The organism is Pseudomonas peli, from assembly GCF_050563605.1.
GTDB lineage: Bacteria > Pseudomonadota > Gammaproteobacteria > Pseudomonadales > Pseudomonadaceae > Aquipseudomonas > Aquipseudomonas peli_A.
The window spans coordinates 25,637-38,468 of the sequence record NZ_JBNXUH010000027.1 but is presented as its reverse complement, the minus strand read 5'-3'; the positions used below and the strand labels follow the sequence as shown (position 1 = coordinate 38,468).

Here is a 12,832-nt window from a genome sequence, read left to right as displayed (position 1 = left end):
TCGTCTCGGGGGCTGGGAGATGTGAGACAGCCCTRTTCCCCCCATTGCYCMCTCATAGCGCATCCCCCTTGAGACCCATCGGCAACCCCGCCACGGTAAACACCACACGCTCACAACGCTCAGCCAGGGCCTGATGCAGCCAGCCCGCCTCGTCAACATAACGGCGGGTCAGCTCGCCCAGCGGCACCACGCCCAGACCGGTTTCATTGCTGACCAGCAGAATTCGCCCCGGCAAGCCGCTCACACAGTCCAGCAGCGCATCGCGCTCGGCGCTCAGGCGCGCCGGGTTATCCAGCATTAACAGATTGGTCAACCACAGGGTCAGACAATCGATCAGCAGGCACTTATCCGCAGCGGCCTGCTCACGCAGCACCCGGGCCAGTGCCAAGGGTTCTTCCACCAGCCCCCAATGCGCCGGACGGCGTTCGCGGTGATGTTGAATACGCGTATTCATCTCGCCATCCAGCGGCTGGCTGGTGGCGATATAGGTCACCGCCAGGCCGGATTCGGCTGCTAGGCGTTCAGCCAGACGGCTTTTGCCGGAACGGGCACCGCCGAGAATCAGTTCACGCATGGCCTACTCCACATAACTCGCGCAGCCGGGCCGTATCCAGATGCGCATCGACCAGATCGGCCAGACGCTCGATATCACGCTCACGCAAAGCGTGGTAATCCACCTGCTGCACCTCGCGCAGGCCAGCCCAGCGCAGCAGTGCGCTACAGGCTTCGCTGCTTTCAAACAGACCATGCAGATAGGTACCGAGCACCTGGCCATCGGCACTCAGGCCACCATCGCTGCGACCATCGTCAAGTCGCACAGCCGCATTCAAACCTGGGCCAGAGCTGACCCCAGCATGAATCTCGTAACCACTGACCGGAGCATTTTCCAGGCACAGCTGGCCGCGCACATTACGCAGCTGCTTCTCCGGTTCCAGCACGGTGCGGAAATCCAGCAGCCCCAACCCTGGGCTGGAGCCCGCCGCGCCTTCCAGCCCATGCGGGTCGTCGATTTGGATGCCGAGCATCTGCAAACCGCCGCAGATACCCAGCAGCTTGCCGCCATAGCGCAGGTGCTTATCGATAGCCGCCGGCCAGCCCTGCTGACGCAGAAAAGCCAGATCGCTGCGTACGCTTTTCGAGCCGGGCAGGATAATCAGGTCGGCCGCAGGAATGGCCTGGCCCGGGCCGACAAAGGTCAGCTCGACCTGAGGGTGCAGGCGCAGTGGATCGAAATCGGTGTGGTTGCTGATGCGCGGCAATACCGGCACCACCACCTTGATCACTTCGGCCGACTTGGCGCTCTGGCGAATATCGATGGCGTCCTCGGCCTCCAGGTGAAAATCCATCAGGTAGGGCAATACGCCCAGTACCGGTTTGCCGGTGCGCTGCTCCAGCCAATCCAGCCCAGGTTGCAACAGGGCGATATCGCCGCGAAAGCGGTTGATCACAAAGCCCTGCACCCGCGCCTGCTCGCTCTCGGAAAGCAACGCCAGGGTGCCGACCAGATGGGCAAACACGCCGCCCTTGTCGATATCGGCAATCAGAATCACCGGGCAATCCACCGCCTCGGCAAAACCCATATTGGCAATATCACCGGCACGCAGATTGATCTCCGCCGGCGAACCCGCACCTTCCACCATCACCACCGGATAGGCCGCGCTCAGGCGCTGGTGCGATTGCAGCACCGCCTGCATCGCCACCTTCTTGTAGTCGTGATAGGCCACGGCATCCATGCAGCTGAGGGCGCGGCCGTGGATGATCACCTGGGCACCGGTGTCGCTATTGGGCTTGAGCAGCACCGGGTTCATATCGGTGTGCGGCGCCAGCCCGGCGGCCTGCGCCTGTACCGCCTGGGCGCGGCCGATTTCGCCGCCGTCGGCAGTGACGGCCGAATTAAGCGCCATATTCTGCGGTTTAAACGGCACCACGCTAACACCCTGGCGTTTAAGCCAGCGGCATAGCGCAGTTACCAGGGTGCTTTTGCCGGCATCCGAGGTGGTGCCCTGCACCATCAATGTGGTCATTGCGATTCCTTGGCAAAGCTTGCAAGGGCCTGCTGCAAACGCTGCCAACCGGCTTCATCCGCCGGCAGACCGAAACGCAGGCTTAGCGGGCTGGCAAACAGCCGGGTAAGAATGCCCTGACTGGCAAGAAACTCATGCAGCTCGGCAGCACTCGGCATACAGCAGAACTGAAATAGCGCACAGCCACCGGTTGGTGCAAAACCTTGCGCGTTGAGAAGCGTGGCCAGCCGCTCGCCATCGGCTAACAACCGCTCACGCTGCAAACGCTGACCGGCGTGGTCCTGCAGCAGTGCGGTGGCCACCACCCGGCTTGGCCCACTGACAGCCCAGGGCCCAAGCAATTCGGCCAGCTGTTCCAGCACAGACGGCTGGGCCAAGACAAAGCCCAAACGGATACCGGCCAAACCGAAAAATTTGCCGAACGAGCGCAGCACAATCAGCCCCGGTCGATCGCTAAAGGCCGCCAGGCTGAATTCGGGGGTGCAATCGATAAAGGCTTCATCCACCACCAGCCAGCCGCCACGTTCAGCCAGGCGGACGTGCCAGTCCAGCAGGCGCTGGGGTTCGATACGTCGTCCGGTCGGGTTGTTTGGGTTGACTAGCAACAACACGTCCAGGCGCTCCAGAGCCCGCTCAATAGCGCCTTCGCTGAGCTCCAGCAGCCGGTGGCCTTCGCGCTGCCAGGCAGCCGCGTGTTCGGCATAGGCTGGCGAGACGATACCGACAGTGGCATTACGCACCAGGCGCGGCAACGCCTGAATCGCCGCCTGGGAGCCCGCTACCGGCAGCAGATTGCTCACCCCGTAGTAATCGCGGGCAGCGATTTCCAGGCCATCCTGCTGCTCGGGCAAGCGCGCCCAGGCACTGGCGGGAATCGCCGGTAGCGGCCAACCGTAAGGTGCAATACCGGTGGACAGGTCCAGCCAATCCGCCAGGGCAATGCCATAGCGCAGAGACGCCGCGCGCAAGCGCCCGCCGTGCTCAAGCATAAGAAGGTTCACGCATAAAAAGCCCCCCACAACAGCAGCAGCGCCAGCCACAGCAGCACGCCACCATTGACCAAATTGAGTGCCCGTTCGATATCGCGCGCCTTGGGTTGCGGTCCCGCGCCCAGTGCGGGTCGTATATGTAGCTCGCCGTGATATTCCGCCGCGCCGCCCAGGCTAACGCCCAGCGCCCCTGCCCCCGCGGCCATCACCGGGCCAGCATTGGGACTGTCCCACAGCGGCGCCTGAGTACGCCAGCAGCGCAGCGCCAGCGCGGTCTTGCCCAGCAGTGCGTAGGTCAAGGCGACCAACCGGGCAGGAAGGTAATTGAGTACATCGTCGATCTTCGCTGCGGCCCAGCCGAAGCGCTCGAAGCGCTCGTTGCGATAGCCCCACATGGCGTCCAGGGTATTGCTCAGGCGGTACAGCACCACGCCCGGTGCACCGGCAATCACAAACCAGAACAGTGCAGCGAACACTGCGTCACTGCCGTTTTCCAACACCGACTCGCTGCCGGCGCGGGCCACGCCGGTGGCATCCAGCTGCGCGGTGTTGCGGCTGACCATATAACCGACCCGCTCCCGAGCCAGGCGCAGATCACCCAGGCGCAGCGCCTGCGCTACCGGCATGGCATGCTCGCCGAGGCTTTTCAGGCCAAGGGCGGCGTATAGCGCGAGGATTTCCACTGCCCAACCCAGCCCGCTGATCTGGCTCAGCAGCCAGGTCAGCAGGGTCAGCGGCAACACCGCCAGACACCAGGCACTGACGCCATGGCTACGCCAACCACCGCCCGCCGGATTGAAGCGCTGCTCGATACGCTCGGCCAATTGCCCGAACGCCACCAGCGGATGCCAGCCCTTGGACTCGCCAAAAATCGCATCCAGGACGACACCGGCGCAGGTGCTAAGAACCAGGCTCATGGCGTGCCCCACTGATTCTCGAACAGCAACTCACTGAGCGGCCGAGGCTCGGCCCAGCCTTGCTGCACCAGCATCGGCGCCTCATAGAATTCCGTCACCGGCCCCAGACACAGCACCGCCAACGGTTTGCTGCCGGCCGGCATACCGAGCAGATCCGCCAGGGCCTGGGGCTCGAACAGCGATACCCAGCCCATGCCCAAACCCTCGGCGCGGGCGGCCAGCCAGAGGTTCTGAATGGCGCAGGCCAGGGACGCCAGGTCCATTTCAGGCAAGGTGCGACGGCCAAACACATGGGCCTCGCGGCCGTCCATCAGGGCCACTACCAACAGCTCGGCGCAGTCGCGAATGCCCTCAACTTTCAGCCGCATAAATTCATCACTGCGCTCGCCCAACGCCTCGGCGGTGCGCGCGCGCTCCTCGTCCACCAGGCCGTAAATCGCCTCGCGCAAGGCCGGTCGAGTAATCCGAATAAATCGCCACGGCTGCATCAGGCCAACGCTGGGAGCCTGATGCGCGGCTTCGAGAAGGCGCGCAAGCAGCTCGGGCGCTACCTCGCCGCCGCTGAAATGACGCATATCGCGGCGCTCGGCGATGGCGCGGTACACTGCCGCGCGCGCCTCGGGGCTGAAAGCCTGCTCGCTCATGCCGGCGCTCCGGGGATAAACAGCGCGGCGGCGGCAACAGGGTCAGACGGCAGATAGAAGTGGATATAGGAGGCGGTCATCCGCCCCTGGCGATAGACCGCCTCACTGGTGCGCTTGTAGTTCGGGCACTCGCCACGGGTCAGCGGTTGCAGTTCGCTGCTGAGCGCCGAATAGTGAAAACTGTGGCCGCGCAGCAGCCCTTCCGGCAGCTCAGCCTGTTGCAGGGCCATGGCGGTCATGCGCGGTTGCAGGGTCGCCTCGCCGTTTAACAAACCGAGCATCTGCCCGCTGGCGCCCTGTTTGTCGGTCAGTTTGTCGAGCAGGTAAAGCATACCGCCGCACTCGGCGTGGATCGGTTTGCCCGCCTCGTGGTGAGCACGGATTGCCTCGGCCATGGCCTGGTTGGCCTCAAGCGTGGGCAGATGCAACTCGGGGTAGCCTCCAGGCAGATACAGGCTGTCGATATCCGGTAACTGCTCATCTTTGAGCGGCGAAAAGAACTTCAATTCCGCGCCCAGCTCGTGCAACAGATCGAGGTTGGCCTGGTAGAGAAAGGCAAAGGCGCTGTCGCGCGCCACGCCAATCCGCACGCCCTTAAGTAACGGCGCGGGCCTGGCCTGTTCGGGGGCGGCAAAGCTGACTGGCGGCGGCAGGCTGGTATCGGCGCTGGCGGCCAGGGCATCGGCGGCGGCATCCAGGCGCGTATCCAGGTCAGTCAGTTCTCCTGCCTGAACCAGGCCCAGATGGCGACTCGGCAAGCCAACCTCGGCACTGCGCGGCAGCGCGCCATACCAGCGGATCGACGCTGGCAGCGCATCACGCAGAATTTCGCCATGTCGCGTGCTGCCAACCCGGTTGCCGAGCACCCCGGAGAACGGCAAATCAGGCTGAAAGGTCGCCAGACCATGAGCCATAGCGCCGAAGGTCTGTGCCATGGCCGAACCGTCGATCACCGCCAGCACCGGCACACCAAAGTGCCGGGCCAAGTCGGCCGCCGATGGCGTGCCATCGAACAAGCCCATCACCCCTTCGATAAGAATCAGATCGGCCTCACCCGCCGCCTCCCAGAGCAGACGACGGCTCTCCGCTTCGCCAACCATCCACAGGTCGAGCTGATACACCGGCGCGCCGCTGGCGCGGGAAAGAATCATCGGGTCGAGAAAATCCGGACCGCATTTGAATACCCGCACGCGCTTGCCCTGGCGTGTATGCAAACGTGCCAAGGCAGCGGTCACCGTAGTCTTGCCCTGGCCAGAGGCCGGTGCGGCGATCAATAGTGCTGGGCAAGAGCGGGCGCTGATCAAAATTCGACTCCCTTCTGCGCCTTAACCCCAGCCTTGAACGCGTGCTTGACCAGGCTCATCTCGGTCACGGTATCCGCCGCCTCGATCATCCCGGCCAATGCGCCGCGACCGGTTACCACCACATGCTGCAGCAGCGGCCGCGCTTCGATATCGGCGAGCACCGCGTCGAGTTCCAGGTAGCCGTATTTCAGCGCGATATTCAGCTCGTCCAGCACCACCAGGCCAATCGCCGGATCGTTCAACAGCTGCGCAGCCACCGCCCAGGCTTCACGGGCCTTGTCGATATCGCGCTGGCGATCCTGGGTCTCCCAGGTAAAGCCCTCGCCCATCACGTGGTAACTGACTTCATCGGGAAAACGGCGGAAGAAGGTTTCCTCGCCGGTGCTGGCCGCGCCCTTGATAAATTGCACCACGCCGACCTTGAGGCTGTGCCCCAGGGCGCGGGCGACCATGCCGAAGGCGCTGCTGCTCTTGCCCTTCCCATTGCCGCTGTGCACCAGCAGCAGGCCGTACTCATCCTGGGCCTGAGCGATTTTCTCGTCGATAAGGGCTTTCTTACGGGCCATGCGCGCCTTGTGCCGGGCGTCACGTTCAATCGATTCAGTCATCGCACTGCTCCACCGCCACAGGGCGATCTGGCTGGAAAAAGCACGCGGGGATAGGGAAAGCGCGGGCCTGCATAGGGCAAACCACACGCCAGCCATCGCCCTCCGCGATGCCGTGGACTGCAACAGGCCGGTCTCCGGGCTTGTGAGCGAACCCCAAGGTTCTCAGAACCTACTTGAGGGGTTCTAAACCGCACCTTCCCATGCTTGAGCACAGTGGCAATAGCGGCGTTTGACTCACTTACCGTTGCGGGGGCAGCGTCGGAATGACTGGCGTAAAGACGCTCAGCGCACCGACTTCCCAGTTTCACCCCACGCACGCGCAGCGTCGGGGGCACCTGTTACAAGGCGCGAAGGGTAGAGAGTTCGCGATTAAGCGTCAAACGAATGCGCCATTTGGCGCAGGTTGCATACGTCATCGGGTTACTTGGCCTGGCACTTCATCTCGGGCACGTCATAGCCCCACACCACGCTCGCCTCACCCTGGTGCTCCCAGAATGATTCGTTGCGCCCCTGATATTTGCTGCCGCTGGCTGCAGGCTGCTGGTACAGCAGCGCCACACTGTCGCCGAACTCGGCCAGCAGAGTCGCTGGCTCGGTTGGGTAATAGGTGGCAATCACTTCCTTGGCCGGCAGGCCATCGCATTGAAAATGCACCGGACCGGTCCCTTTCAGTAACGCGTAGCGCGCCTGCAATTCGGCAATCCGCAGGCGATAGCTCTCGGCTACGCACTGCTCACGGTCAGCGGCCTTCCAGCAGTCATTGCGGCCTTTTATCCAACCTCTCTGCTCAGCCTTGAGTACCGGTGGATGCTGGTTTGCGGCCTTGGCCGAAGCCTGCTGATAAACGACCGCCATTTTCTGATCAAGCTCGGCCAGAGCAGAAGTCTGACAAATCAGCTCCTCAATACTGCCAGCCGCTACCTGGACGCAGCTGAACGATGGCTCAGCCGCCTGCAGAGAAGCTAGCGGCAGGCCGAGCAAAGCAAATAGGGCAACACGCTTAGGGTTGAACATGCTGATTCCTCGTTCGTTATCCATTGGTTTCCAATACCCATACCAAGGCGAAGCTGCGCCAGCTGCGCCAGCTGCGGCAGCTGCGGCAGCTCAGCTGCGGCCAAGTTGGGCGTTTCGGCAGCTAACTCCAGAACCAGATTTCCTACCATTGGCCCTTGAGTACACGCCGGGTTGCTTCACGCACCGCTAGCGGGTAGTCAGTATTCATGTACCAGACAGCCGGATGCTCGGTGACAGATAACGCCCGCTGATCCGGCGGCAGATTGGTACGCAGCAGCAAGATCACATCACTGCTGACCCAGGGATGACGGTACCAGTAGTGGTGCCCGACGATATCAAAGCCGCGCTCGCGGCTATTGCCGGACACATCCAGCAGGGTGACATTGTTCAGGTGCCGTCTGCGGGTGAATTGGTGCAGGCTCTGCTCGGCCCGGCTGCTGCCAATCCGCGCGCCACCGGGCATCAGGCGCTGCGCGTAATCCAGGGCTTCGTCCTGATCGGACACAGTGATCATCACCTGTTCAGCGACGCGACTGATTGCCGGCAGACGGCCTTCAAATACTTCCTCGGGGACATCCGCGGCAGCAAACACCACCGCGCCAATTCGATAACGCGCCTGCAACTGCGCGGTATTCAAATCCGGATGACGATTCTGGAACGTCTGCAACGCCAGAGATGCCACGCGCCCACCGGCGCTATAGGCGATCAGGTTGATCCGCTCGGCAGCGGTATGCCGCGCCAGCAGTTCGATCAACTGTGCCAACGCCTGACTGGAATCACGGGCGCGGCTGACATCGATGCCGAGCAGATAGCTGGCAATATTCTGGTGTGACGGCCAGTCGAAGGCCAGTCCGACAAAGTCGCGCCCGGCAAAATGCACCAACTCGCCCGTCAGTTCACAGGCATTGGCGAAATCCACCTTTGCACCATGCACATAGATGATGACTTCCTTGTCGCGGGCCTTGTCCAGCGCCAGATTGATCGCATCAACATAGCTCTGCACCGGCGGCGCCAAAGGCACATCAACCGGCCGCTGCACCGGCAGTACCGCTGTTTGCTGAGCCGCAATCAGACTCAGTGGCAGCTCACGCGCGCGAAGCTCGCTGACCGAGGCCGAATGCAATTGCGACCAATCACTCTGCTGATCGCCCAAACGCACCTGAGCACGCCCCAGCTGCAGGGTGGGGCTAACACGATTGCCATAGCCAACCCCCTCTGGCGCACGGGTAGTGGCATAGAACAGTGCAACATCGGGCACTCGTTCTGCCGGTGACAAATGGGCGAAAGGGTCGATAGCGGCTTGGTGATAGATCACTGGCGTGTTCATCAACATCAGCGGCGGCGGTCCGGCACAGGCACCCAGCAGCAGAGCAAGGCAAACACATGACAGTGCACGCAAACAGGTCATCGGCAATCGCCATTACAAGGAGTCAGAAGATCATCGCCAGCAGGCAGCAAGCCTAGCCGCGATTCAATGCCTGGGCATAAAGCCTGCGGGCTTGCTGGCCAGCCACTCAACAAACGTACGCAGGCGCTCATCACTGAGCAGGCTGTCGCGATTGTTGTAAGTCAGCGCCAGCTCCTTTTCGCTGAACAGCCGGTGAATCTGGTTGTGGCAAGCACGGCAGACCCAGAGCGTGGCGCTGATGCGCTCGCTTTTGCCGAAGCGCTTCTGCACATAAACCTTGTTGTGCAGCGCCTTGGGGATCAGGTGATGGCGAGTCAGAGCTGCCGCGCGGGCGCAAAGCTCGCAGGCATCTGGTTGTTCGGGTAGGCGAATCGGTTCGGGCATACGGATTCAGCGTTTACGGCACAGGCTCAGACCGTCGCCCAACGGCAACAGGGACAGGTCGATGCGCGGATCATCACGCAGCGCCAGGTTGAGTTTCTGAATGGCTCGGGTGTCGGCGCTCTCAGGTTTTTCCTCAAGCACACGCCCGCTCCACAGGGTGTTATCGAACAGGATTAGTCCACCCTGGCGCACCAGGCGCAGGGCATGTTCCAGATAGGCTGGGTAATTGGCCTTGTCGGCATCGATAAACAGCAGATCGATACTGCCAGCCAGGCCCTCAGCCTCTAGCTCCGCCAAGGTCTCTAGCGCAGGGGCCAGGCGCTGTTCGATACGCGAGCTTAGCCCTGCTTCGCGCCAGTAGCGCTCGGCCGTGGCGTTGTACTCGCCGGGGATGTCGCAGCAGATCAGTCGACCATCCTCGGGCATGACCTGGGCCATGCAAATAGCGCTGTAGCCGGTAAAGGTGCCGACTTCGACAATCCGCCGCGCACCAGTCAGCTGCACCAGCAAGGCCATAAACTGCCCCTGCTCGGGGGCGATCTGCCAACGCGCCATACTCAGCTGCGCGGTTTCCTCACGCAGACGTTTGAGCAGCGGTGTTTCACGCAGGGAGACATCCAGCAGGTATTGATACAGGGCGGAATCGAGATTGAGCGTTCGGTTGGTCATGCCTACTCCCTCTGCACACCACAGCTATCAGGGGTTGCGCGCCAGTTCCGGGGTGAACACGCGCTTGGCATTCAGGTAGGTGCGTTGCCAATACGTATTGCTCAGGCTATCCAGGCGCACAGTGCCGCCGCTGGAAGGCGCGTGAACAAAACGGCCATCGCCGACATAGATGCCGGCATGGCTGACCTGGCTACCGCCATTGGTGGCGAAGAACACCAGATCACCACTTTGCAGGCGGTCGCGGCCGACAGCCGGGGCGCGCATGCTGATCAGCTCGCGGGTCGAGCGCGGCAGGCTGATGCCCGCCGCATCGCGATAGACATAGCCAATCAGACCGCTGCAATCAAAGCCGCCATCCGGGGTATTGCCGCCATAGCGATAGGGTGTGCCGACCAAGCCGAGGGCGCGAAACAACACATCATCAGCATTGCCGTTAAAGCTGCCGATAGGTGCATACACAACAGGTTTTGGGGTTGGTGCGGGGGCATTGCTGGCGCAGGCACTAAGCAGCGCGGCAAGCACAATCAAGCTGAGACGGGCGATAGCGGTCATGGACGAGCGATCCTGAGCCGGGATGCGCCCTACTCTGCCGGCTTGCACATCGCAGTGCAAGCTTTAGCTTTGCTTGGCAGGTTGTTGAAAATTATCGAGATAGACCTGGAGTATCAGTTAATCGCAGCGACCGAAGAGATTCAGTCGCTACTCACGGGACTCAAGGGTGGCGTACAACCGACTCGCTTGGAGCCAGCGCCAAGGCACGTTTGGCTTCGATAAAGGTACGCGACCAGTAACGATCATCCAGGCTGTCAACCCGCACGCCGCCGCTGCGGCTGCTGCTGGAGTGGATAAACTGGTTATCGCCCATGTAGATACCGGCATGGCTGACGCGATTACGGCCATTGGTGCTGAAGAACAGCAGGTCACCCGGCTCCAGCTCATCACGCGATACCAGCGGTGCGTCGATATTGATCATGTCGCGGGACGAGCGCGGCAGTTTCATGCCCAGCTCTTCCTTGAACAGATAACCGATAAAGCCGCTGCAATCGAAGCCGGATTTCACCGAGCTGCCACCGTACCGATAACGGGTACCCACCAGCGACAGACCATGAGTCAGGATGCTGTCAGCCAGTTGCGGCAATTTGTAGGATTTGTCTTCAGTGAAGTCGCCCAGAGCCGCTTCTTTGGCTTGTTCGTCAAACTCGGCAAGTTCTGTCGAGGAGAACACTGCAGGCTGGGTTGCCAGCTGCGGCTGTGGGGCATGGTTGGCGCAGGCGGCCAGAACCAGGGAGAGTGCGATAGGCACGAGGGGTGCGAGGCGTTTGAGCATGGGCACGACCGTGTCGGTGAATTTCACAAGAGCGCGACTATGCCCTCTATGGCATGCATTTGCAAATTCTATGGCTCTAAATGTGACTCAGTAGTTCCGGCAAAACATCTAACGCCCGCCCTTGCAGATGCACATCCACCCGAGTACTCAAGTCAGTGCGCTGCGGGTTGATCTCCACCGTAAAGCCGCCCGCCTGGCGCGTACGCAGCAGTGGCTCGACGATATACGGGAAGCTCGCGCTGGTGCCGATACTGATCACCACCTCAAAGCCTTTGCGCACTTGCATATAGAGCGTATCGATAGCCTGCTCGGGCAGCATTTCCTCGAACAGCACCACCGGCGGACGCAGCACCCCAGCGCACTGACGACATCTAGGTGGCAGCGGCCGCTCAAGGTGTTCCGCCAGCTCGGCGTCGACAGCGCCACAGGACTGGCAATACAGCGGCGCCAGCTCACCATGAATCTCGATCACCCGCTCCATCGGGCTGCCTGCCGCACGGTGATAGCCGTCGATATTCTGGGTCAGCAGCCAGCACTGCGGCTTTCTGCGCTGCAGCTCGGCAATCGCATGGTGTCCGGCATTGGCCTGAGCACCCAGGCAAGCCTTGCCCAGCTCCGCCAGGTATTTCCAGCACAGCGCCGGGTCACGCTGCAGCATCGAGCCGGACAAGGCTTCCTCAATCGGCAAGCCTTCGGCGGTGTGGCCGTTATACAGGCCGCCGAGGCCACGATAAGTGGGCAAACCGGAATCGGCGGACAGCCCAGCACCAGTAATCAGCAGAATGCGTTCAGCCTGCTTGAGCTGCTCTGCGACCTGCTGGATTGCCCGTTGCATCGCCAAGCCCTCAGTGGTTGACCGTATGCGCCAGCATCACCGACAGCTGGCACAACGGCCGCCCGCTCTGCTCCTGCCATTGGTTGAACGCCGCCTGCACAGCGGCCAGCTCTTTCAGGCTGGTCGGCGCCTTGTCGATGATCTTCTGCGCCTTCAGGGCGGCCACCATGTCATCGCTGGGGACGAAGGTGTCCTTACCGACCATACGCAGAAAGCGCGGCGCGGACAGGCCGCCAAGCTGGCTACCGTGTTTGGCCAGGTACTTCCACAGACCAACGATATCGCTCACCGGCCAGTCGGCGATCAGCGCGCCAAAGCTGCCCTTCTCCTTCTGCACATCGAGGATGAACTGGGCGTTACGCGGCACGCTCTTGAGCTTGCCCAGGTGTCGGATGATGCGCGCATCCTGCATCAGGTTTTCCAGACGCTCGGCGCCCATCAGTACGACTTTTTCCGGATCAAAGCCGAAGAACACCTGCTCGAAGGCCGGCCACTTAGCGTCCACCAGACTGTGCTTGAGGCCGGCACGAAACACCCGCAGGCTGAGTGTCGACAGATAGCGGTCATCACTGATCGCCCGCAGTTCCTCGGCACTGCGTGGCTGCGGCAGGATCGACTCCAGCGCAGCGGCCGATCCAAAGCGGTTCAAGCAGTATTCGTTAAGCCATTTGTAATCGCGCATCAGGCAGTCCTTGAGCCGGGAAACCGC

General features: G+C 61.9%; 15 protein-coding genes and 1 riboswitch. All 15 genes read right to left on the bottom strand.

Going from position 1 to position 12,832, the window contains the following annotated elements:
- Positions 1-52 precede the first annotated feature (52 nt).
- Positions 53-574 (bottom strand): bifunctional adenosylcobinamide kinase/adenosylcobinamide-phosphate guanylyltransferase, encoded by a 522-nt coding sequence (cobU, locus tag ACQ4LH_RS19875; RefSeq protein ID WP_430698779.1) that lies wholly within the window; start codon positions 572-574, stop codon positions 53-55.
- Positions 567-2,024 (bottom strand): cobyric acid synthase, encoded by a 1,458-nt coding sequence (locus ACQ4LH_RS19870; RefSeq protein WP_430698778.1) that lies wholly within the window; start codon positions 2,022-2,024, stop codon positions 567-569. The genes cobU and ACQ4LH_RS19870 overlap by 8 nt, the downstream gene beginning before the upstream one ends.
- On the bottom strand, positions 2,021-3,013 hold the full coding sequence (cobD, locus tag ACQ4LH_RS19865) for a threonine-phosphate decarboxylase CobD (RefSeq protein WP_430698781.1): 993 nt from the start codon (positions 3,011-3,013) through the stop codon (positions 2,021-2,023). Before cobD ends, ACQ4LH_RS19870 begins: the two co-directional genes overlap by 4 nt.
- An 8-nt stretch (positions 3,014-3,021) precedes the next feature.
- Positions 3,022-3,930: an adenosylcobinamide-phosphate synthase CbiB gene (gene cbiB / locus ACQ4LH_RS19860; RefSeq protein ID WP_430698777.1), complete on the bottom strand. Its 909-nt coding sequence runs from the start codon at positions 3,928-3,930 to the stop codon at positions 3,022-3,024.
- On the bottom strand, positions 3,927-4,574 hold the full coding sequence (gene bluB, locus ACQ4LH_RS19855; protein ID WP_430698776.1) for a 5,6-dimethylbenzimidazole synthase: 648 nt from the start codon (positions 4,572-4,574) through the stop codon (positions 3,927-3,929). Before bluB ends, cbiB begins: the two co-directional genes overlap by 4 nt.
- Positions 4,571-5,875 carry a cobyrinate a,c-diamide synthase gene (locus tag ACQ4LH_RS19850; RefSeq protein WP_430698780.1) on the bottom strand — a complete coding sequence of 435 codons (1,305 nt, stop codon included), beginning with the start codon at positions 5,873-5,875 and terminating at the stop codon, positions 4,571-4,573. The genes bluB and ACQ4LH_RS19850 overlap by 4 nt, the downstream gene beginning before the upstream one ends.
- Positions 5,875-6,486: a cob(I)yrinic acid a,c-diamide adenosyltransferase gene (cobO, locus tag ACQ4LH_RS19845; protein WP_430698775.1), complete on the bottom strand. Its 612-nt coding sequence runs from the start codon at positions 6,484-6,486 to the stop codon at positions 5,875-5,877. Before cobO ends, ACQ4LH_RS19850 begins: the two co-directional genes overlap by 1 nt.
- Before the next feature lie 108 nt (positions 6,487-6,594).
- A riboswitch (cobalamin riboswitch) is annotated at positions 6,595-6,840 on the bottom strand.
- Positions 6,841-6,906: 66 nt separating this feature from the next.
- The gene (locus ACQ4LH_RS19840; RefSeq protein ID WP_430698774.1) at positions 6,907-7,500 is read right to left on the bottom strand and encodes an MliC family protein; all 594 of its coding nucleotides are present in this window, start codon (positions 7,498-7,500) and stop codon (positions 6,907-6,909) included.
- A gap of 142 nt (positions 7,501-7,642) precedes the next feature.
- Positions 7,643-8,833 (bottom strand): alpha/beta hydrolase, encoded by a 1,191-nt coding sequence (locus tag ACQ4LH_RS19835; RefSeq protein ID WP_430698773.1) that lies wholly within the window; start codon positions 8,831-8,833, stop codon positions 7,643-7,645.
- A 138-nt stretch (positions 8,834-8,971) separates the two neighbouring features.
- Positions 8,972-9,292, bottom strand: coding sequence for a hypothetical protein (locus ACQ4LH_RS19830; protein WP_167144814.1), 321 nt, complete (start codon positions 9,290-9,292; stop codon positions 8,972-8,974).
- A gap of 6 nt (positions 9,293-9,298) precedes the next feature.
- The gene (locus ACQ4LH_RS19825; protein ID WP_430698772.1) at positions 9,299-9,961 is read right to left on the bottom strand and encodes an O-methyltransferase; all 663 of its coding nucleotides are present in this window, start codon (positions 9,959-9,961) and stop codon (positions 9,299-9,301) included.
- A gap of 27 nt (positions 9,962-9,988) precedes the next feature.
- Positions 9,989-10,513, bottom strand: coding sequence for a C40 family peptidase (locus ACQ4LH_RS19820; protein WP_430698771.1), 525 nt, complete (start codon positions 10,511-10,513; stop codon positions 9,989-9,991).
- Between the two features lie 160 nt (positions 10,514-10,673).
- A complete protein-coding gene (locus ACQ4LH_RS19815; RefSeq protein ID WP_430698770.1) occupies positions 10,674-11,288 on the bottom strand; it encodes a C40 family peptidase in 615 nt (204 codons plus the stop codon).
- A 76-nt stretch (positions 11,289-11,364) separates the two neighbouring features.
- Entirely contained in the window at positions 11,365-12,123 is a 759-nt protein-coding gene (locus ACQ4LH_RS19810; RefSeq protein WP_430698769.1) for an NAD-dependent deacylase, read from the bottom strand.
- 10 nt (positions 12,124-12,133) lie between these two features.
- Positions 12,134-12,805 carry a DNA-3-methyladenine glycosylase I gene (locus ACQ4LH_RS19805; protein WP_430698768.1) on the bottom strand — a complete coding sequence of 224 codons (672 nt, stop codon included), beginning with the start codon at positions 12,803-12,805 and terminating at the stop codon, positions 12,134-12,136.
- Positions 12,806-12,832: the final 27 nt, after the last annotated feature.